This is a genomic window from Bradyrhizobium sp. Bra64 (genome assembly GCF_024519875.1).
GTDB classification, from domain to species: Bacteria; Pseudomonadota; Alphaproteobacteria; order Rhizobiales; family Xanthobacteraceae; genus Bradyrhizobium; species Bradyrhizobium japonicum_G.
Map to the genome: position 1 here is coordinate 82,281 of NZ_JALJRD010000009.1, position 21,354 is coordinate 103,634.

General features: G+C 66.2%; 17 protein-coding genes and 1 pseudogene. 11 read left to right on the plus strand and 7 right to left on the minus strand.

The window, feature by feature from the left end; all coding sequences use genetic code 11:
- Window positions 1-92: 92 nt before the first annotated feature.
- From NR187_RS24090 to NR187_RS24110, 5 genes are all read left to right on the plus strand, one after another.
- Window positions 93-584 (plus strand): NUDIX domain-containing protein, encoded by a 492-nt coding sequence (locus NR187_RS24090; RefSeq protein WP_256807898.1) that lies wholly within the window; start codon window positions 93-95, stop codon window positions 582-584.
- 48 nt (window positions 585-632) lie between these two features.
- Window positions 633-1,784 carry a hypothetical protein gene (locus NR187_RS24095; protein WP_256807900.1) on the plus strand — a complete coding sequence of 384 codons (1,152 nt, stop codon included), beginning with the start codon at window positions 633-635 and terminating at the stop codon, window positions 1,782-1,784.
- Window positions 1,781-2,716, plus strand: a complete 936-nt coding sequence (locus tag NR187_RS24100) for a glycosyltransferase family 2 protein (protein ID WP_211386955.1) — start codon at window positions 1,781-1,783, stop codon at window positions 2,714-2,716. Before NR187_RS24095 ends, NR187_RS24100 begins: the two co-directional genes overlap by 4 nt.
- Window positions 2,717-2,831: 115 nt before the next feature.
- Window positions 2,832-3,347: a GNAT family N-acetyltransferase gene (locus tag NR187_RS24105; protein ID WP_211386954.1), complete on the plus strand. Its 516-nt coding sequence runs from the start codon at window positions 2,832-2,834 to the stop codon at window positions 3,345-3,347.
- 311 nt (window positions 3,348-3,658) lie between these two features.
- Window positions 3,659-4,348: an alpha/beta fold hydrolase gene (locus NR187_RS24110; protein WP_211386953.1), complete on the plus strand. Its 690-nt coding sequence runs from the start codon at window positions 3,659-3,661 to the stop codon at window positions 4,346-4,348.
- Window positions 4,349-4,405: 57 nt separating this feature from the next.
- On the opposite strand, the gene NR187_RS24115 is transcribed toward NR187_RS24110, so the two are convergent.
- From NR187_RS24115 to NR187_RS24140, 6 genes are all read right to left on the minus strand, one after another.
- Entirely contained in the window at window positions 4,406-6,805 is a 2,400-nt protein-coding gene (locus NR187_RS24115; RefSeq protein ID WP_256807902.1) for a TonB-dependent receptor, read from the minus strand.
- Between the two features lie 148 nt (window positions 6,806-6,953).
- Window positions 6,954-7,358, minus strand: coding sequence for a DUF2946 domain-containing protein (locus tag NR187_RS24120; protein WP_256807904.1), 405 nt, complete (start codon window positions 7,356-7,358; stop codon window positions 6,954-6,956).
- A gap of 145 nt (window positions 7,359-7,503) precedes the next feature.
- Window positions 7,504-9,567, minus strand: a complete 2,064-nt coding sequence (locus NR187_RS24125) for a hypothetical protein (protein WP_256807905.1) — start codon at window positions 9,565-9,567, stop codon at window positions 7,504-7,506.
- Window positions 9,568-9,661: 94 nt separating this feature from the next.
- The gene (locus NR187_RS24130) at window positions 9,662-12,475 is read right to left on the minus strand and encodes a DUF4159 domain-containing protein (protein WP_256807906.1); all 2,814 of its coding nucleotides are present in this window, start codon (window positions 12,473-12,475) and stop codon (window positions 9,662-9,664) included.
- Entirely contained in the window at window positions 12,472-13,416 is a 945-nt protein-coding gene (locus NR187_RS24135) for a DUF58 domain-containing protein (RefSeq protein ID WP_256807908.1), read from the minus strand. Before NR187_RS24135 ends, NR187_RS24130 begins: the two co-directional genes overlap by 4 nt.
- Window positions 13,416-14,414 carry a MoxR family ATPase gene (locus NR187_RS24140; RefSeq protein WP_211386947.1) on the minus strand — a complete coding sequence of 333 codons (999 nt, stop codon included), beginning with the start codon at window positions 14,412-14,414 and terminating at the stop codon, window positions 13,416-13,418. The genes NR187_RS24135 and NR187_RS24140 overlap by 1 nt, the downstream gene beginning before the upstream one ends.
- A 270-nt stretch (window positions 14,415-14,684) precedes the next feature.
- Here NR187_RS24140 and NR187_RS24145 point away from each other — a divergent pair, with 270 nt between their 5' ends.
- Genes NR187_RS24145 through NR187_RS24165 form a run of 5 tightly spaced genes read left to right on the plus strand, consistent with a single transcriptional unit; the run spans window position 14,685 to window position 18,255 of the window.
- A complete protein-coding gene (locus NR187_RS24145) occupies window positions 14,685-15,296 on the plus strand; it encodes a DUF1285 domain-containing protein (RefSeq protein ID WP_211386946.1) in 612 nt (203 codons plus the stop codon).
- The gene (locus NR187_RS24150; RefSeq protein ID WP_211386945.1) at window positions 15,293-15,964 is read left to right on the plus strand and encodes a CoA pyrophosphatase; all 672 of its coding nucleotides are present in this window, start codon (window positions 15,293-15,295) and stop codon (window positions 15,962-15,964) included. Before NR187_RS24145 ends, NR187_RS24150 begins: the two co-directional genes overlap by 4 nt.
- On the plus strand, window positions 15,961-16,224 hold the full coding sequence (locus NR187_RS24155; RefSeq protein ID WP_211386944.1) for a DUF6111 family protein: 264 nt from the start codon (window positions 15,961-15,963) through the stop codon (window positions 16,222-16,224). The genes NR187_RS24150 and NR187_RS24155 overlap by 4 nt, the downstream gene beginning before the upstream one ends.
- A 10-nt stretch (window positions 16,225-16,234) precedes the next feature.
- Entirely contained in the window at window positions 16,235-17,491 is a 1,257-nt protein-coding gene (locus tag NR187_RS24160; protein ID WP_211386943.1) for a CCA tRNA nucleotidyltransferase, read from the plus strand.
- Window positions 17,488-18,255 carry a sulfite exporter TauE/SafE family protein gene (locus NR187_RS24165; RefSeq protein ID WP_211386942.1) on the plus strand — a complete coding sequence of 256 codons (768 nt, stop codon included), beginning with the start codon at window positions 17,488-17,490 and terminating at the stop codon, window positions 18,253-18,255. The genes NR187_RS24160 and NR187_RS24165 overlap by 4 nt, the downstream gene beginning before the upstream one ends.
- A 45-nt stretch (window positions 18,256-18,300) precedes the next feature.
- On the opposite strand, the gene NR187_RS24170 is transcribed toward NR187_RS24165, so the two are convergent.
- The gene (locus tag NR187_RS24170) at window positions 18,301-18,645 is read right to left on the minus strand and encodes a nuclear transport factor 2 family protein (protein ID WP_256807909.1); all 345 of its coding nucleotides are present in this window, start codon (window positions 18,643-18,645) and stop codon (window positions 18,301-18,303) included.
- A gap of 138 nt (window positions 18,646-18,783) precedes the next feature.
- Here NR187_RS24170 and NR187_RS24175 point away from each other — a divergent pair.
- Window positions 18,784-21,354, plus strand: a pseudogene (locus NR187_RS24175) (response regulator transcription factor); the annotation flags it as partial.

A 21,354-nucleotide genomic window follows, 5' to 3' on the forward strand; every position in this document is an offset into this window, starting at 1 on the left:
GGCGCGCGATTGCCTCGCTATTCGACCGCTGTAATGGCAAGGTCGCAGGCTCCGTGCAAGCGGGGCCCGGGCAGGGGCCTCTTGGGAGCCTGATGGGGGAACGTCTGAATCACGTCCGACGGACATTCGAGCCGCTGCTGCGGCGAATCTTCCACGCCTATTTCCTGCTCGTCCGCGGCATGACGCTCGGCGTCCGCGCCGTGGTGCTGGATGCCGACGGCAGGGTCTTCCTGGTCAGGCACAGCTACATTCCCGGCTGGTACCTGCCCGGCGGCGGCGTCGATCTCGGCGAGACCATGGAGCAGGCGATGCGGCGCGAGCTCAAGGAGGAGGGGGATATCGATCTCACCGGCGAGGCGGTGCTGCACGGCATTTTCCTCAACAACCACGTCTCCCGCCGCGACCACGTCGCGGTCTACGTCGTCAGGCAGTTCAGGCAGGATCGCAAGCCCGCGCCCAACCACGAGATCGTCGAATGCGGATTCTTCGCGGTCACCGCGCTGCCCGAGGGGACCACGCCCGGCACGCGGCTGCGGATCGCGGAAGTGCTCGACGGAAAGCCCCTGATTGCGACGTGGCGCTGAGGACGGCCTGTGCTAGTAAATCGCCGCACGGCGCGCCACGGAAACCGGATGAAGATCGCCAAACTCGCCTTCGGCCTGATCTGCCTCGCGATCCTCGCCAGCAACATCGTCACGATGTCACGCTGGAGCGAGGCGCGCGGGGTCTATGACGACATCTGCTATCTCCGGCAGGCGCATCTGTTCCAGCGCTTCGGCGCCGACGGGCTGAACACGGACGCAGCCCGGGACGACGATCGCTATTTCGAAGGCAAGATGAAGGAGATCGGTTTCCCCGAATGGCGCGACCCGATCCGCTGGCCCTGTCACAATCCGATGCCGAACGGCAAGATCGTGATCCAATATCCGCCGGGCACCGGATGGCTGCTGGCGCTGTTTCCGGAAGGGCACCAGGTGGTGCCGCTCTGCATTGCCGCCAGCCTGATCGTCTGCGGCCTTGCGCTGCTCGGCATCTTGATGGCGCGAACGTCGCTCTCGATCGTGGGGGCGGGTGTGTTCGGCGCCCTTGCCGTGTATCTCATGATCAATCCGGCGAAGGCGAGCTATTCGATTCCGCCGACCATGGCGATCTGCGCCATCGCGGGATTCCTGACGGCGCTAGGGCTGATCAGGAGCAGGTATAGCGTACCGTCGATCGTCCTGGTTGGCCTCCTGCTCGGCGCGTCCGTCAATTTCAGAGTGCCGAATGCGCTGCTAACGGCCGGCTATTTCATCTTCCTCGGGATTCGCTTTCTGTGGTCGCGCACGCCGGCCAATTTCGTGCAAGGCCTCGGCTTCGGTGCCGGCGTGCTGGTCGGCATGGCGCCGACATTGATCGCCCAGGCCGTCAACGCCGGCAGTCCGCTTGCGACCACCTACGGCAGCGCCGACGTGGTCGCCCCGGGCCTCGACCTGGCCGTGCTCGGCCAATATCTGCGCGACATGCAGTTCGTGCTGATCGCGCTGGCGATCGGTTTGACGGCGTGGCTGTTGCGGGCGGGCGAGGCAAGCGCGCGGCAGGTCGCCCTCGTTGCCGCCGGCAATCTTCTCGTCAACCTCGTTTTCTTCCTGAGCCACCCGATCTTCACGCCCTATTACATCCTGCCGATCGCGATGCTGTCGCTGTGGAGCCTGTCGTTTGCCTGGCTGATGCAGCCGGCGGATGCGTACGAGGCCGCGTCTTTCCGGCGTGAGCCGGCCAATCTGGGAGCGCTGCCGCGATGACACCGGCGCAACCTCGCATCGCCGTGCTGGTGCCCTGCTACAATGAGGAGGCGGCGGTCGCGAGCGTCGTCGCCGGCTTCCGGACGGCGCTGCCCTCGGCCGAGATTTACGTCTACGACAACAATTCGCGCGACCGCACGGCCTCCGTCGCGCGCGAGGCCGGCGCGATCGTGCGCAGCGAGCGGCGGCAGGGCAAGGGCAACGTCGTGCGCCGCATGTTCGCCGATGTCGAGGCCGATATCTACGTGCTGGTCGACGGTGATGCGACCTACGACGCCCCGAGCGCGCCGCGCATGATCGACAGGCTGCTCGACGAGCATCTGGACATGGTGGTCGGGCTTCGCATCGACCAGTCACAGGCCGCCTATCGTCTCGGTCACCGCACCGGCAACCGCATGCTGACCGGCTTCCTGGCGTGGACGTTTGGCCGGGACTTCCAGGACATCCTGTCCGGCTACCGCGTGTTCTCGCGCCGCTTCGTCAAATCCTTCCCTGTGCTGTCGGACGGCTTCGAGATCGAAACCGAGCTCGCGGTCTATGCGCTGGAATTGTCGCTGCCGGTCGCCGAGGTCGAGACGCCCTATTACGCGCGGCCCGAGGGCTCGTTCTCCAAACTCAACACCTGGCGCGATGGCTCCCGCATCCTCGGCACCATGCTGAAGCTCTATCGCGCCGAGAAGCCGCTGCGCTTCTTTGGCGCCATTGGAATCCTGCTGGCCGCGATATCGATCGTGCTCTCGATCCCGATCGTGATCACCTTCGTCGAGACCGGGCTGGTGCCGCGATTCCCGACCGCCATCCTGTCGATGGGCCTGATGATCATGGCCATGCTGTCGGTCTCGTCCGGGCTCGTGCTCGATACCGTGACGCGGGGGCGGCGCGAGATGAAGATGCTGGCCTATTTGTCCCAGCCCGCGCCGAAAAGGAGCTGAACTTGGGGACCGCGCCCATGGACCTCCACAATCGCAGATGCTACTCCGCTTCCTGCATTGACGCGTTTTCTTAACGCGAACCGGGATCCACTTCGCTCGAAGACGCTATGCTGACATGACCGATCTCTCGCTCACCATCCTTCCCGAAGCCGCCGGAGACGCCCAGGCGATCGAGCGGCTGCACGAACGCACCTTCGGCCCTGGCCGTTTCGTGCTCAGCGCCTACCGGATTCGCGAGCACGTCGACCATCTGCTCGACCTGTCCTTCACCGCCCGCATCGGCACCCTCCTGGTCGGCTCGGTCCGGCAGCTGCCGATCCTGATCGGTGAGACGCCGGCGCTGCTGCTCGGACCGCTCACCGTCGAGCCGCCGTTCCGCAGGCACGGGGTCGGCCGTCTGTTGATGGAGCGCGCGCTGAAGGACGCCAGGGCAAAGGGCCATGCCATCGTGCTGCTGGTCGGGGACGAGCCCTATTACAGCCGCGTCGGCTTCAAGCGGGTAGAAAAGGGCCGCGTCACCATGCCGGGCCCGGTCGACGCCGCGCGCGTCCTGGTGTTCGAACTCGTCGACGGCGCGTTCGAGGGGGTGTCGGGGCAGGTTGGTCCCGACTGGAGCAAGGCGCGGGGCTAGCCGTAGCGCGCATAGCCCCGTGAATTGGAAGTCCCGCGGCTGCGCCACATATTCCGGCAATGACGGTGCGCAGGCAGCCATCCGGCTGCGATGTGCTCCCTTCTTTCCGCCTTCCTTTGTCTGTTCGCACGGAAAAGGCTTCGCGCTTTGCTTGCGCGGCTTCACCAATAAATCTCAGGCGGTATTGTCGCGCAGGCCACGCATGTTGCTGCACTCACCGGGACGACGACAGCGCGAAAATCCGACGCTGTGCGCGGCCGCAAAAAGACGCGAGTCCGGCTCGTCCAATTTGAAAGAAAGAGAGACACACCATGGCAATCGGGACCGTCGTGCTGGTGCACGGAGCTTTCGCGGATGGCTCTTGCTGGGCCAAGGTCATTCCTCTTCTCACCAAACGGGGGCTGAGGGCACTCGCCGTTCAGAATCCCCTGAGCTCGCTTGCCGATGACGTCGTGGCGGCCCACCGCGTCGTGGACATGCAGGACGGGCCGGTGCTCATGGTCGGACATTCCTGGGGCGGGGCCGTGATCACCGAGGCGGGCAATCATCCCAAGGTCAAAGGTCTCGTTTATGTCGCCGCGGGTGCGCCGGACAGCGGTCAGTCGTTCGACGCGTGGTGGAAGCCCTACAAGCCGGCGCCCGGCGCGGCCGAGATCAGGCCTTATGGCGAAGGCTATGTGGCGCTGACGCAGCAGGGCGTCCGCAAGCACTTCGTCCAGGATGTCCCGGCGGACGAAGCCGACATCGTCTACGCAACGCAGGGACCGCTCGCGGTCAGATGCTTCGGCGACACGATCTCCAAGGCGGCCTGGCGCTCGAAGCCGTCATGGTACATCGTCGCGGCACAGGACGAGACCATTCCGCCGGAGGTGCAGCGGGACTCGGCCAGTCGCATGACCGGAGAGACGCTCGTGCTCCAGAGCTCGCATGTGCCGATGCTGTCCCAGCCCGAGGCCGTCGGGGAATTCATCGCAAAGGCCGCCGCGTCTATCGAAGGATAGGGCAGCGCCAAGGTTGGCGAATGCAGTCGAGGCCGTTTGGCCCCGACTGCAGCAAGGCTAGAACTTGAAGTTGGCAAATGCCCTGACGCCGATGCCGGGCATCAAGACCTCGTCCTTGGTGTAGGATACCGAGTTGCGGATGTTCTCGTTGAGCAGATTGTTGCCGACGACGCCGGCAATCATCTCGCGCGCACCGAACCAGTTGCGGTCGAGCCTGGTCTTGTAGCTGACCTCGGCCTTCAGCAAATTGTAGCCCGCCGTCGGCGTCTCCGCGATCACGGCGACGTTGTTCTGCGCGAAGGCGTGCAACAGATTGACGCGCATCAGCCAGTTGTCGTCGCGCCAGAACAGGCCGCCACCCATCCGCAAGGGCGGAATCCGCGGCACGTTGGTGCCGTCGGTGAAGGTGGCGCGGACCAGGTCGAACTGGTTCTCGATGCCCCAGATGCCGCCCTGGAATGCGCCGACGTCGAGCTGCGACTGGAACTCGCCGCCGCGGAAGTTCGCGTCCCGCTGCGAATAGACCGCCTGGTTCACCTCGGCGCCGGGCGTGCCGCACGAGGCAAAGTCGTCGCCGCACATCACGCCGGTGAGACGGCGATAGATGAAGTTGTTGAAGTGCGTGTAGTAGAGGGTCGCCTCGAACCGGAACGGCCCTGTCGCCTTGCGCACGCCGAACTCGACGGATTTTGCCGTCTCGATGGTCAGGTTCGGGTTGCCGATGTCGAACGTCGCTGTCGCATCATGCGCGCCGCGCGAGAACAGTTCCGCCGCCTTCGGCGCGCGCTCGACATATTGCGCGGTGATGCTGCCGACCATGCCGCCCGGCAGGTCCTGCAACAGGCCGATGCTGCCGCTCTTCGGCGTGTAGGACGGATTGCGCGCGATGCCGGCCTGCGGCGTGCCGTCGGGCAGGAAGTCGGCGGGAAAATCCGGCGTCGTGCCGTGCAGCTCGACATGCTCGATGCGGCCGGCGATCTGCGCCCGCGTCGCCTCCGTGAACTTGAACTCGTTGAAGGCGTAGCCAGCGACGCGCGTGCTGTTGTTGGGGTCCCACAGCCCGTTGAACAGCGTGCCGGGATTGTCCGGGCTCGGCGCACTCAGTTCCTGATGACCGACCTGGAAGCCGAGCGCCGTCGTCACCTCGGCGAAGCGCGCGTTGAACGGCATCAGCTGCACCTCGGTGCGGATCTCCTGCTCCTTGTTGGTGAAGGTCTGCCGTACGCCGTCGGTGTTGGGGTCCGCGGGATCGGCAAGCCCGATCTCGTTGTGCCGGTAGTCGGTCGCGCCCGCCCAGAAGCGGATGGCGTCGATCGCGGCCGCGTCGGGGTGGTACTCGCCCTTGACGTTGATCTTGGTCTGGTGGCCGTCGATCCGCGTGTTGTGGTCGGCGCCGTCGATGCCGGGGATGTGGTAGAGCGAGTCGTTCTGGGTGATGGCCGCACCGATATAGCCACCCTGGAAGAAGTAGGAGCCACCGATCGATGCGCCGTCCGAGCGCGTTGCCGAATTGGGCTGGCGCCCGTTGGCGACCGAGCGGGTCTGGTCGGCGAGATACGGATAGCTCGGGATGCTGTAATCGGTGGTGTTTCGCCCGTAGACGTCGGTATGGAACGCAAAATTGCCGCCGCCGGTGTCGAGCAGCACCCCGCTTTCGATACCGCGATCGACCGAGCTGAACGCGCTGCGCGTCTCGGCCATGACGCAAGGCGATGTTGCTGCGGCCGCAAGCGGCGCCTTGGTCGGCATGCCGTAAGCCTGGAACGATGGAGCGCAGGAAGGCAGCGCATCCGGAATCCGGTTGTTGGTGGCGCTGACGACGCCGCCGATCGAGGTCGAGCCGTAGCGGAGCGCAGCAGGCCCGCGCACCACCTCGACCTGGTTGGTCGCGAGCGGATCGATCGGAACGAAGTGATCCTCGCCGAGGTCGGAGGCGCCGCCGGCATTGGTGCCGTTCTCGACGATGCCGACCCGGTTGACGTCGAGGCCGCGAATGATCGGCCGGCTGGAGGCGCCGGGCGCGAAGCTCGAGCCGGTGATGCCGGGTTTCGAGAACAGCAGGTCGCCGAGCTGGCCGCCGCCCTCGCGGCGGATCTCCTCGTTCGGCACCACGGTGACGGTGGCGAACTGGTTGGTCACGACCGGCAGCACGCCTTGCTGAGGCGCGGCGGGCGTGGACGTTCCCGGCGTCGCATCCGCCGTGCGTTCGTGGCTGCGTGCCCGGCCGGTGCGCGCGACGCGGACCGGGCTGCGGGTCGGCACCACTCTACGCACGATGGGACTCGGGGCCGTCACGGTGACGGCCGGGATCTCGGTCGACGACTTGTCCTGCGCGGGCTTGTCTTGGGCCAGCTTGTCCTGCGCCACCTCTTGGGCGAACGCCGATGTGGCGGCGGCGCCGAGCAGGAGCAGGCTTGCTCCGGCGAGATGCTGCACGCGTCGCAATTCAAATGACATGGTCCTGATTCCAGTCAGGCGCCGTCCGCATGTGTGATTGTTGATCGGAGGCGGCCTGCCGTCGCTGCGCGACGGAATTCGACTTCAACTGCTCCCGGGCAGCCGCCGACATGCGGCGAGCCCGGGCGTGATCAAGCGATGTTGAAAGTCAGGACGCGGGAGGGGCGCGGGGCTGGAACGCCGTGCCGGCCGATTTCAGGTGGATGAATTCGGCATCGGTGGTGCGGTAGAGCAGTTCGATCGCCTGCGGCAGCTCCAGGAGAGGCGGCGTCGAGAACAGAACGGTGCCTGCCATCGCGACCAGTGCGCAGATCGCGCAATTGTCGTCGCCCGGATGCTCCCGGTCGTGGCTCCCTGGCGATTGCTTCTGGACCGCGGCGCGGTCGACCGCAGCCGAACCCTTGGCGCTGTCGGTCTGCTGGAGCGATGCCTGGGCGAGGGGAGCGGCCTGGGCGAACCAATGGCTGTGGCCGAACGTCAGCGCGAACTGCACCAGCAGCGCGAACAACGCGAGCCGGGCACCGTGCCTGATATTCGACCGGAACCACTTCATCTGGAAACGCCACTCCACATCGCCAGGCGCCAAGCCTCTCGGCTTCCTGCGATGTTATAATGTAACATCGCAGGAACGATCGGCTCATGTCAACGGAAGTCAGACGATCTCGCGTGGGTGGCCGCGCGATGTGTCGTTCGGGCAACTAGCGCCCTTCGCGGACCCAGGTCGCCGCAAACGCGCCGAGCAGCAGCAAGAGGCCGATCAGGCCGGCGAAGATCGGCAGTACGCCGACGCCCTTGACGACGCTGGCGTCGCGCATCCGCACGCCCATCCAGCCGTCACCATGAAAGACGCTCGCCGAGCGTACCGGCAGGATGCGCGGCAGCTCGACACTGGTGCCGTCGACCACGCGCACGGCGTTGCCGCCGGTCGCCTGTGTCAGCGGCTTCAAGGTCTCGATGGTGGAGGTGACTTCCGAAAACTCCTTCGGATTGGTCGGGCCGACATTGATCAGCGCCTTCAGCGTGCCGTCGGTGGCCTGCCACAGGCCGAGCTCGCTCGCCGGCAGGCTGGCGCGCCACTCGCCGGGATCGCCCGGGTTCAGCGTCAGATCGCGCGACACGCCCGACGGCGAGGTCACGCTGACCGGCTGGACGCTGTCCGCCATGGTCTGGCGCACCACGACGAGATCCTTGCCCTGCACCTGGAGGCGCAGCGCCTCTTCATCGAGATCCGGCTGCTTCATCAGCCAATGCGACATCCGCCGCAGCAGATCCAGATGCGGCCCGCCGCCCTCATAGCCGCGCGCCCACAGCCAGATGTGATCGGAGAGCAAGAGCGCGACGCGGCCTTCGCCGAAGCGCGACAGGAACAGCAGCGGCTTGCCGTCGACGCCCGTCATGACGGGCGGGTTGACGGCATTGCGCGTATCGACGGTGCGGAAGAACCGGCTCCAGCGCGGCGGCTCGCTGGCGGAGCCTTCGAGGCCGCGCGTGACCGGATGGCGTTTGCCGACGTCGGACAGGTGAGCATAGAACGGCTTTTCTGTCACGCCGACGGGTTCTGCCGGCAGTACCGAATCCAGCGGCGTGCGCCAGATGCTGGTATTCGACGCATAGTCGGGGCCTGCGGAGACCAGCACCGCGCCGCCGGAGCGGACGTAGCGCGCGATGTTGTCGAAATAGGCAATCGGCAGCACGCCCTGGCGCGCGTAGCGGTCGAAGATGATCAGCTGGAATTCGTTGATCTTCTGTTGGAACAGCTCGCGGGTCGGAAACGCGATCAGCGACAATTCGTTGATCGGCGTGCCGTCCTGCTTCTCCGGCGGACGCAGAATGGTGAAATGCACGAGGTCGACGCTGGCGTCGGACTTCAAGAGGTTGCGCCAGGTGCGCTCGCCGGAATGCGGCTCGCCCGAGACCAGCAGCACGCGCAGCTTGTCACGCACGCCGTCGATGGCGACGACGGCGCGGTTGTTCACCGGCGTCAGCTCCCTTTCGAGCGGGGAAGCCTCGATCTCGACGATGTTCGGGCCGGCATGCTTGATGTCGACGTCGACGCTGGCGGCCTGGCCGCTCGAGAGCGTGCGCTCGTTGATCACTTCGCCGTCCCTGCGCACCGTGACCTTGGCGCGCTCGCCGCTGACGCCCTGGTCGTCGAGGCGATAGCTGATGGTCTGACTCTGGCCGACGATGCCGAAACGCGGCGCGGCCGTGATCGCAATGCGGCGATCGCGCTCGTCCTTCTGCCCGGTGATCAGCGCGTGCACCGGCGCCTGGAAGCCGAGCGCCGCGGCGTTCGCCGGGATGTCGTGGACGCGGCCGTCGGTGATCAGGAAAGCGCCGGCGACGCGGTCGACCGGCACGTCCGACAGCGCCGAGGCCAGCGCGCCGAACAGCTTCGTGCCGTCGGTCTCGCCGTCGGCCTGTCCGGCGTCGACGACGCGGACCTCGAGCCCCTTGATCTTCTTCAGGCTGTCGACCAGCGCTGCCTGCGCAGCTGCGGCCTCGCGGGTGCGATTGCCGAAATTCTGGCTCGGGCTCTTGTCGACGACGACGGCGGCGACCGAGGTGAGGGGATCGCGGTCCTCGCGGGTGAAGGAGGGATTGGCGAGCGCCAGCAGGAACAGCACCAGCGCGGCGACGCGCACGGCAGCGCCGCGGGCACGCGCAAGCAGCAGCACGAGCGCGATGACGACGATCGCGGCCAGTGCGAGCCACAGGACGATCGCTGGAACGAGCGGCGTGAACGCGATGCCGTAATTCATATTGTGCTTCTACTAGCTGTGAGCGCGATCTCCGCGCAAACGCGTTCCGCGTTTGTCGCGAGGGAAAACCGGCTTCCACTTTTCCGGATCATGCTCATTGCCCCAGACGTTCGATCAGGGCCGGCGCGTGCACCTGGTCGGCCTTGTAGTTGCCGGTCAGCGTGTACATCACGATGTTGGCGCCGGCACGGTAGGCGAATTCGCGCTGGCGGGGGTCGCCGCCGGTCACCGGCAGCATGGCCTGGCCATCGGGCCGCACGGCCCAGGCCCCGGCAAGATCGTTCGAGGTGATGATGATGGGCGAGACGCCGTCGCCGCCGCGCGCCGGCCGCTGTGCGCTGTCATCGTCCTCTTCGCGCGGCAAGGTCTCGACCCAGGTCTGCCCGGTGGTGAAGCGGCCGGGGAAGTCGCGGAGCAGATAGAAGGTCTTGGTCAGCACGTGCTCGCGCGGCACCGGCTCGAGCTCGGGGACGTCGAGCGAGGACAGGATCTCGCGCAGCGTCTGCATGGCCGGGGTCTGCGCGGCGCCGTTCGCGCCGGGCGGGGCCTCGATCGCGTCGCGGGTGTCGAACAGCACGGTGCCGCCCTGCTTCATGTAGGCATCGATCTTGTTGATGGCATCCTGCGGCGGCTTGGGCGCGCCGGGCACGATCGGCCAATAGATCAGCGGGAAGAAGGCGAGCTCGTCGCGCGCGGGATCGATGCCGACGGGATCGCCGGCTTCGAGCGCGGTGCGCTGCGCCAGGAACAGCGTCAGTCCGGACAGGCCGGCCTTGACGATGGAATCGACGTCGGCATTGCCGGTCACGACATAGGCGAGGCGGGTCTGCGACGTCGCCTTCATCGCGAAATCGTCCGCGGCGCTGTCGGCGCGCGACGGCGTCGGCGCGAACGACAACAGGCCGGCGAGCACCATGGACAGAACGATCGTTGCGGGCGCGGCGCGGCGGCGCAGCAGCGCTGCGAGGCCGCCGCCGAGTACTGCGACGATGATGGCGTCGACCAGGAACAGCGCAAGCGCCGTCGACAGCAGCCAGCCGCGCAGGTCGCGCGGCTCGGCATTGGTGTAGGTGGCGTGCCGGGCGCTCAGGCTCGCGGTGTTCAAGGCTGCGATGCGGTCGGCGGCGGCAAGCGTGTTCACGGCGAGCGGTCCTTCTGCAGGACCATAGAAGCCCGGCGGATGATCGGGGGTGGCGCGGTCGCGATAATCCGCGGGCAGCGGCTTTGCGGTGGCCGGCGGCGGGCCGAAGGCGCCGAAGCCGTCGAGGATGTGCAGCGGCGCCACCGTCTCGGCGGTCGCTTCGCTCGCGACACCAGCGCCGGGCTTCGCGGTGTAACCGGACATGTCGACGACACGTCGCAGCATTTCGACGAAGGTGCCTGACATCGGCAGATCCGACCAGCGCATGTCGGCGCTGACGTGGAATAGGCTGACCACGCCCTTGCCGCGATGCTCGCCGGTCACCAACGGCGTGCCGTCCTCGAGCGAGGCCCAGCTCTTGGTGGCGAGCACGGCGTCGGGCTCGGCCAGCACCTGGCGGCTTACGGCGACGTCCTTGGGGACCGCGATGCCGGCAAACGGACCGTCGGCCGCGAAGGCGGCGAGATGTTGCGGCTTCTCCCAGGTCAGGCTGCCGCCGAGCGTCCGGCCGCCCTTGCGCAGCTTGACCGGAACGAGATCGTCCTCGGCCTGCGCCAGGCGCGGCCCGGCGAACCGCACCAGCACGCCGCCCTGGTCGATCCAGGCATTGAGACGCTCGCGCAGCTCGGGCGCGATGGTGCCGACATCGGCGAGGATGATCATCGGCAGCTTCTGGTCGAGGAACTGCGTGATGCCCTGCTGCGGCGAGCCCTTGTCGGCGAGCCGCACGTCGGCGAACGGCGACAGCGCGCGGGTCAGGTAAAAGGTCGGCGCCAGCAGCGGCTGCGCGGTCTCGCTGGTCGAGCCCGAGACGATGCCGATGGCGCGGCGGCGCCAGCGCTTGTCGAGCAGCTGCACCGCGCCGGCAGAGCGCTCGCCCGCAATCTCCAGCCGGGTGATGTCGTTGCGCAGCTCGACCGGCAGGTCGAACGCGGCTTCAGTTTCCTTGTCCTGCGGGCCGAACGAGAAGCGCGCCTCGCCGATCGGCGAGGCCTTCTGGTCCAGCGCGCGCACGGTGCCGACGGCGATGCCGCTGTCGGTGCGCAGCACCTTCACCGTCATCATGGCGGCGGCGTTCTCGGCCGCGACGAGGGCCAGCGGCGAAGAGGTCCCGCCCTCGAACACGGTCAGGCTGCGATCGCCGATGGTCTTGCCGAGGCCGGCGACGAATTCCTCGCCACGGCCGGTGTCGACGCCATCCGAGAGCCAGGCGATCTCGCAGTCGCCGGTCGCCTTCAGGAAGCGATCGATCGCGGTCAGGGTCTCGACGCGGTCGATCGAATAGGGTTTTGGCGTGAGCTGCCGCAGCGCGACGCGCGCGGCCCCCGCCGGCATCAAGGTGATGTCGCGGGTCGGCTCGGACAGCGGCACCAGCGCGATCGCGCGGCGGTCGTTGTCGGCATTGGCGATCAGCTCGTCGGCGGCCCTGATCCTGACGTCCCAGCTCGCGGCCGCGCTCCAGCCGTCGTCGAACATGATCATCAGCGGCGCCTTGCTGGAGGCGATGCCCGTTTGCGGATTCCAGATCGGACCGGCGGCGGCGAAAATGACGAGCGCCGCAGCCAGGAGACGCAACGCGGTCAGCCACCACGGCGTCCGCGAGGGCGTCTCTTCGCGCGGCGCGATGTCGAACAACAGGCGCGTGGGTGGAAACTCGATGCGGCGCGGCCGCGGCGGCATCACGCGCAGCAACCACCACAGCACGGGCAGGCTGACGAGGCCGATCAGCAGCAGCGGTTCGGTGAAGGCGAGCGGGAATCCCATCATGCGGCGGGCCCTGCCTTGATCGTCGCGGTGCGCCCGCCCGACTTGCTCACCTGCATGCCGGCATGCAGGAACAGCAGCAGTTCGGCGGCGGAACGGTCGGTCGAATGCGTCGTGAAAAGCCAGTCGAGCTTCGAGGTCTCGGCGCGGATCTGGTCGCGGTGCAGCGCCAGCCGTGCGGTGTAATCCTGCGCCCAGCTTTCGGCGCGGCCGGCGGTGATCACGCCGAACCCTTCGGGCTCGACGAACTCGACGCGTCCGGAATAGGGGAACGACTCCTCGGCGGGATCGACGACCTGCACCAGCGTGCCGTGCGCGCCGGACGCGGAAAGCCCGGCGAGCGTCATTCTGATCTCGTCGATCGGCGACCAGAAATCCGACAGCACGATCGTCTCGGCGAGCGCCGAGGGCACGAAGGACGGCGGCAGACTCGGCCGCTCGGCATCGTCATGCAGCATCGCCTGCGCCATCTTGTCGATCACGCTGCGGCTCGCGGTCGGCGCCATCAGCCCGGGAATGCCGACGCGCTCGCCGCCCGAGACCAGCAGCTCGGCCAGCGCGAAGGCGACGATCAGGGTGCGCTCCAGCTTGGACTCGCGCGCCGTCTTCGAGGCGAACGCCATCGAGGGCGAGCGGTCGGGCCAGATCCAGACCGTGTGCGAGGCTTCCCATTCAAGCTCGCGGACATAGAGATGGTCGTCACGGGCCGAGCGCCGCCAGTCGACGTTCTGCGACGGCTCGCCGGAGACGAAGCGGCGGTATTGCCAGAAATTTTCGCCGGAGCCGGCGCGGCGCCGGCCGTGCAGGCCGTGGATGACGTTGGCGGCAACACGGCGGGCCTCGAGCACCAGGCGCGGCAGCGAAGCGGCGAGCGTGCGGCTTTCGCCATCGGCACGTCGGATCGCGATGATCTCCTTCGCTGCGTGCCCGTTCTCTGCGGCCATCAACCGATCCGTGTTTTCAATTGCCGGATCACGTCCGGAATCGTGCGGCCTTCGGCGCGCGCCTGGAAGGTCAGCGCCATGCGGTGCTTCAGCACGGGCTCGGCGAGATCGAGCACGTCGTCGATCGACGGCGCGAGGCGTCCGTCGATCAGCGCGCGTGCGCGCACCGCGAGCATCAGCGATTGGCTGGCGCGCGGGCCGGGACCCCAGGCGATGAACTTGCCGGTTTCGCCGCTCTCCGCTCCCGGACGGGCCGAACGGACCAGCGACAGGATCGCCTCCACCACGGAATCGCCGACCGGCAGGCGGCGGATCAGGCGCTGTGCCGTGATCAGCGCATCCGCGCTCATCGATCCCCGCGCCAGCGTCTCGTCCGCGCCGGTGGTCTCGAACAGGATGCGGCGTTCGGCGTCGCGATCGGGATAATCGACGTCGATCTCCATGAGGAAGCGGTCGAGCTGGGCTTCGGGCAGCGGATAGGTGCCTTCCTGCTCCAGCGGGTTCTGCGTGGCTAGCACGTGGAACGGCTTCGGCAGATCGTGACGCACGCCGGCGACGGTGATGTGCTGCTCCTGCATCGCCTGGAGCAGCGCCGACTGCGTGCGCGGGCTGGCACGGTTGATCTCGTCGGCCATCAGGAGCTGCGCGAACACGGGGCCGGAGATGAAGCGGAAGGCGCGCTTGCCGGTGGTGCTCTCGTCGAGCACTTCGGCGCCGAGAATGTCTGACGGCATCAGATCGGGCGTGAACTGGATGCGCTTGGCGTCGAGACCGAGCGTGACGCCGAGCGTCTCGACCAGCTTGGTCTTGGCGAGGCCCGGCACGCCGATCAGCAGCGCATGGCCGCCGGAGAGGATGGTGACGAGCGTGTTCTCGATCACACGATCCTGACCGAAGATGACGGATGCGATCGCTTCCTTTGCCGCGCGAATCTGGCTCGACACCTGCTCAGCCGAACGGACGATTCCGTCTTCGAGCTTCTCGACACTCTCCGCCATCCGTTAGCTCCTTCAGCCTGCCATGCGGCTCGCTTGCATCGTCATGTCGTCACAAGTCATCACATGGGCCCTATGCTAGACTTGCACGAAGGCCATGTATTCGTTGAATTAACCTATCCCCACCTTATCGGCTTGGGGTTATGTAGGGCATCACGAAGTGGCGACCTCCACACCGGACTAATGCGGGGTGGAACCGTGCACCCGGCTACAACGTAAACCTGCACCAATCGTGCCAAATGACCAATCGTGCCAAATGACAAAGGGCAAACCATGGCGAACCAAGGGCAGAGCGCCGATCGCGGTCTCGAAGGGCTGACTGCCGCCGCCAAAAGCGCTGCCGATGCCGACGGTGCCAAAAAGGGCCTGCCGCCGGTGCATCTGTGGAATCCGCCGTTTTGCGGCGATCTCGATATCCGAATCGCCTCGGATGGTACTTGGTTCTATTTGGGGACGCCAATCGGCCGCCCTGCGCTGGTTCGCCTGTTCTCGACGGTGCTGAAGCGCGAAGGCGACAAGCATTTCCTCGTCACGCCCGTGGAGAAGGTCGGCATTCGCGTCGACGATGCGCCGTTCATGGCGGTCGAGATGCAGAAGGAGGGCGAGGACAACCATCGCGTGCTCCGCTTCCGCACCAATGTCGACGACTGGGTCACCTGCGACGCCGCGCACCGGCTGCGCTTCGAGCAGGCCAAAGACGGCGGACTGACGCCATACCTGCATGTTCGCGCCGAGCTCTGGGCCAAGGTCACCCGCGCGCTCTACTACGATCTGGTTGACATGGGCGAGGAGCGGATGGTCGATGGCCAGCCGATGTTCGGCGTCGAATCGGCCGGCGAATTCTTCGCCATGGCCGACGCAGAGCAGGTGAGGGCCGCGCTTTGAACAAGCCTATCCTGAAGAACGAGCCCGTCGCGATCGGCGCCGCGGATTTCTTCGCGCGCACCACGGCGCGATTGGGCTTCGACGTTCCACCCGGCCTGTACGATCCGAACATCATTCCGGCTTCGGGCGATCCCGGCACCGACAAGATGCTCGAGATCATCGCGCGCGAGCAGCCGGTGCGGCCGGCGGCGGTCCTGATCGCGGTGGTCGACCATCCCGAGCCGACCATCCTGTTGACGCAGCGGTCGGCGCATCTGAACGACCATGCCGGCCAGATCGCCTTTCCCGGCGGCAAGATCGACGCGACCGATTCCTCGCCGCTCGATGCGGCGCTGCGCGAGGCGGAGGAGGAGGTCGGGCTGTCGCGCGACTTCGTCGAGCCGATCGGCTATCTCGATCTCTACGGCACCGGCTTCGGCTTCCGCATCCTGCCGACGGTCGCAAGGGTCCGGCCCGGCTTCGAGCTCACCATCAACCATTCCGAGGTTGATGATGCGTTCGAGGTGCCGCTATCCTTCCTGATGAACCCGGCCAACCACCAGGTGCACAGCAAGGAATTCCGCGGCATGGAGCGGTCCTACTATGCGATGCCATTCGCGGAACGCTACATCTGGGGTGCGACGGCCGGAATGCTGCGCGTGCTTTATGAGCGGATCTACTCGTCATGATCCGGCCGATCCTGACCGAGATCGGAATTTTCCTCGTTCCCTTTGCCGTCTATGCGCTGTTCCTGGCCGCGACCCGTTCCGGCCTGTTCGTGCAATCCTCCTGGCCGATCACCATCGTCGCGCGCCTCATGCTGGCGGCGCTCGTGCTGGTGATCGCGGGACTGATCGGCTTTGCGCATTTCTCCGGCGCGGCGCCGGACTCGACTTACATTCCAGCCCATATCGAGAACGGCAAGCTGGTGCCGGGCAGGGAAAAATAAGGGCCGGACGATGAGCGCGGAGCCGTTACTCGCCGATGCGCCCTGGCTGATCTCAGGCGGGACCGCGCGTGTCCTGCAATTGCTCAATGCGGATGGCGAGGAGGCGCGGGTGGTCGGCGGCGCCGTGCGCAACGCGCTGCTCGGGCTGGTGCCCGGTGACATCGACATCGCGACCACGGCGCTGCCGGACGAGGTGATGCGGCGCGCCAGGGCTGCCGGCATCAAGAGCGTGCCGACCGGCATCGACCACGGCACGATCACGCTGGTCATCGACGGCAAGCCCTTTGAGGTCACGACGCTGCGCGAGGATACCGAAACCTTCGGCCGCAAGGCCAAGGTCGCGTTCGGCCGCGACTGGGTGAAGGACGCCGAGCGGCGCGACTTCACCATGAACGGCCTGTCGGCCGGCGCAACGGGTATCGTGTACGACCATGTCGGCGGCATCGCCGATGCCGCCGCGCGGCGCGTGCGCTTCATCGGCGACCCCGATCGGCGCATCGCCGAGGACTATCTTCGCATCCTGCGCTTCTTCCGCATCCACGCCGCGTTCGGCGCCGGCGATCCAGACCGCGACGGCTATCTCGCCTGCATCCGCGGCCGCGCCGGCCTGGCCAGCCTGTCGGCCGAGCGGCTGCGCATGGAGATGCTGAAGCTGCTGGTCGCTCACGGTGCGTCCGACGCCGCGCTCGCCATGGCGGATGGCGGATTGCTGCAGGCGCTGACCGGCGGCGTCGCCTATACCGGGCCGCTGGCGGCGATGATCGCGATCGAGCGCGAGCTCGGCCTGCCCGCAAGCAGCACGCGGCGGCTCGCCGCGCTGACGGTCGCCGTGACCGAAGATGCCAAGCGCGTCGCCACGCGCCTGAGGCTCTCCAATGCGGAAACCAAGGCGCTGGATTCGATGGGACATCGCTGGTGGCGTTTCGCCGCCAAGGACGAGGCCAATGCGCGGCGGTTGCTCTACCGGCTTGGCCCCGAGCGCTATCACGATCGTGTGTTGCTGAGCTGGGCGAGAGGCGGCGCCGACGTCGGCTCGCCGCGATGGCGTGCGCTCGCCGAGCTGCCGCAGCGCTGGACCGCGCCGAAATTTCCGCTCCGCGCCGCCGACTTCATCGCGCGCGGCCTGGCGGAAGGACCCGCGCTCGGGCATGTGTTGACGCTGGCCGAGGACGCTTGGCTTGCGGCGGATTTTCCCCTAGAGGAAGCCGCACTCGCTTCCATCGCCGATCAAGCAGCGGCCCGCATCGGCCGCGATGAGAGAACGTGACCATCGTCTCGGGCTTCGCCGACATCTCGATTTTCCAGCTCCTGCTGGTCGCGTTGATGGCGTTGTTTGCGTCCGTTATCGGTGGTCTCGCCGGCTACGGCACCGGGGCGCTGATGCCGCTGGTGCTGGTGCCGCTGGTCGGCGCCGAACCGGTGGTGCCGATCATCGCGATCTCCGCCATCTTCACCAATGCGAGCCGCGCGGTCGCCTATCTGCGCCATGCCGATCGCCGCCGGGCGCTGATCGTGCTCGCCTGCGCGGCGCTGACGACGGCGCTCGGCGCCTACGGCTATACGCGCCTCACCAATGCCGGCGCCGCGCTTGTGATCGGCACCATGCTGATCCTGAGCGTGCCGCTGCGCCGCGTGCTGCGCCGTCGCCAGGTCAGGATCGGAGACGCCGGTCTTGCCGCAGGCTCGGTCGGCTACGGCGTGCTGGTCGGCGGCACGTCGGGCTCCGGCGTGATCCTGCTCTCGCTGCTGATGGCCGCGGGCCTCGAAGGCGCCGCCGTGATCGCGACCGACGCGATGATCTCGCTCGGCACCGGCCTCATCAAGATCTCGGTGTTCGGTCTTGCCGGCGTGGTGACGGCACAGGTGCTCGCCTTTGCGCTGCTGATCGGCGGGATTGCGATCCCCGGCGCATTCCTGGCAAAAGCCTTCGTCGAGCGGATGCCGGTGCACATCCACACCGCGATCCTCGATGTTGCCGTCGTCACCGGCGGGCTGGTGATGATCTCGGCGGCTGCGAGGCAGGTCGTGTAGTCAACCTGCGCGTGTCCCGCTGCCGGTTTGGATCACGCCGCGGGTCTAGTGGGGTGGACTGCAGTCCAGCTCCTTGATCCTGCCCACCTCGTCAAACGCAAAAAGCGCGCTCATGACGCCAGCACTCGTGACGTAAGAGAGAATGGTCCCGTCGTTGTGCCAGGGATTGAGATCGTCCAGCGAGCTCGCCGGATACTCCCGGAGGCGATCGACCCAATAGGCGCGAAGTGCCTCGCGGCCGGTAATGGTTTTGCCGCCGCCGCAGCCGCAGTGAACCACGGCATCGTCGGCGTGCATGTCCAAGATCGCTTCGATATCGCCCGCGCGGTAGGCATCGAGCCAGTCAACAGCGACGCCCATCGGGTCAAAGGAGACAATTCCTACCTGCATACCGTCAAATCCTGCAATTTTAGGTCGGGTTAACCCCGCTAAGCCTCTTTCTCCAAACGATTAATTGTAATTTAATACCCTGACCCGGCCCCCGGCCATATGCCGAAGGACATAGATCGCCGGGCCGAGGCAAAGTCCATGTTAGACGTGACTGCGAAGCAGGGGATAACCGCACGCATCCGGCTTGTGATCGTGGATCGACAACCGATCGTCCTGCAGGGGCTGAAGTCGGTATTCGGGGCACAGCAGGACTTCGACGTCGTCGCCTCGTCCAGCGACGGGACGGGCTGCCTCGAGGCAATTCGGAATTTGATACCCGACGTCGCGCTTCTTGCTGACACCCTGCCGGATCTGACGGTAACCGAGCTCCTCGCGATCGTGAAAGCCGAGAAGCTTCCCACGCGCCTGGTGTTCTTTACCGAGTCCGACACCGACCACGATCTGACTGCAGCCATTGCTGCCGGCGCCTGCAGCGTAATTTCGAAGTACGCCTCGCCCGACACCATGCTGCAATCACTGCGGCTGATGACGAAGCGCGGTGTGTCGCTGGAGCGGTCCGATCTCTGGCCAATCGGCAAGGACGCTGACGGCGGCGGCAAAATTGAAAAGATGCTGGAGCTATTGACGGGCCGGGAACGTCAAATAGCACGACTGGTGTCGGAAGGAATGTCGAACAAGGAGATCGCGCGCCAGCTCAACGTTTCCCAAGGGACAGTCAAAGTCCACCTGTACAATATCTTTCAGAAGCTTGAGATCACCAACAGGACGGTGCTCGCGACCATCGCATTGTTGCAGCGCACCTCCGCCTTCAGCACGCTCTCGCTGGCCCTTTTGGCGCTCGTAGTTGCGGACGAACTCAAGGCCTCGGAAGCGAACGCAATGCTTCCGAATGACAACAGCTTCGGCCACGCGGGCGAGCACGCCGGTTATGAGCCCTGGAAAAAAGCCATTCTCCGACACCTCATCGTCTCGGAATCCGGCGAGACGCCTCCGCCCACACTGAGAGACTTCTTTGCCAAGATGGGTCAAGTCGCGAACCCGGCGGCGGCAATGGAAGCGTTGCGCGCGGCCGAGCAATCCGCAGGCCCGAAACCGTGGAAAGACTACGGTCCTGTTGGATCGAGCACGCCCAATCTTCCCTCGCTTTTCCTGCGAGGAACCAGCGACCCACAGATCGGAGGTGACCCGATCCCGGAACATCAACTCCCGCGGCTTGCTTCCAATCCGATATCGGTTCACGGAGGGTATGGCACCTTCGCCACTGTCGCCGGTGCGTTGATCTACGCACTGCACGACCCCCATATCGCCGCACAGGCGCATGAGGCGGGTAAAGCGCCGATCGACAGTCTCCTGGCCGTCACTGGAGAGAATGCGGCCACAAAACTGGCCGCGATCGCCAATGCTGACGCTCATCATGTCGACAGCTCAGCCCCGGGTTTCCTTGCGCACGATGCCGGCCTGGCTTCCGCGCTTGTGACCACTGGAAACCAAAGCGTCGCTGAAGAAGGCGCTCGGAGCCAGATGAGCCACGGCACTGTGGATGGCGCCGCGGGTGACAACCTCCAAAAAACCCCCGGCTTGGTGGACCCTGGACACGACGCCAGTATTGCCGGAGATGGCAGCGATCAACTGGCGGGCGGCAACGTTGATGAAAACGTTGTTCATCGTTCCTCGATCGATTCCGTTTCGACCTCTTCCCAGTCTGGCTTCGATTTCGCATCCGGGGCGAGCAGGATCAATCTTGCGGCTTTCGGAGTGCTTGCCTGGCTGCAAATGACGGCAGCAATCAAGTCCATACCGCCACATACCCTTGCCTGGATCTACAACGCCGCAAGCAATGAGACGATCGTCTACGTGAATCCGACCGATCATGTTCTCGATATCGGGGATCGCGGCCTGCTGGAAGTCCATCTGCAGGGGATTGTATCCATTGCGGAGTCGGATGTCGCCTCCCAGCCGGAAGCCGCGGCTGTCGCGATCACCCTGGAGCAACTCGAAGAAGCGCTGAAATCGGCGACCGCACTCGATGAGACTGCTCTGAGCACGGACAAAGTCCATGCCATGGGCGCGGCGAGCGAGAGCACACTGGGGACGGCTGGAGTTTGGAGCGTTCTGTCCGACGACGGCTTCGGGTTCCAATTCGGGCAGACTCGGACCGGCTTAGGGGCGTCGACGAGGGGCAGAACTTCCACGGACGATTCGGCGAATGCCACAGACGAGAGCGACGGCGCCTCTGGCGTGTCGGCTCACGTATCGTCGATCGAACTTGCTCATAGCGCGGCGGCCACGGCTGTTGAAAATCTCACGTCGAAGAGTGAGCCGGTCAATGCGGCCACCGGCGTTTCGCCGACTGGGCAGAACTATATCGTCCAACCGGGCGTCATATCGGCCGACAGCGCGGGCCCCGGCAACTCGGAGCACGCTTCGGAGCCAGGGTCTGCAAAGGCTGCAGCCACGGAGTCGGCTGAAGCCGACTCCGCACCGGGCAACGGCGCCGGAAATGGGGCCGAGCATCGCGCTGAGGCCGCGGACGATTCGCCAGGGTTAGCGAAGAAGGCAGAAGCGGGCGGCGTGGAGCACGGCAACTCCGCGCACGCGGCAAACGCATCGGAAGCAGCCGAGAGCGTCGCAGCGGCCGACAGCGCGAGCCACGGTAACTCGGAGCACGCTTCGGAGCCAGGGTCTGCAAAGGCTGCAGCCACGGAGTCG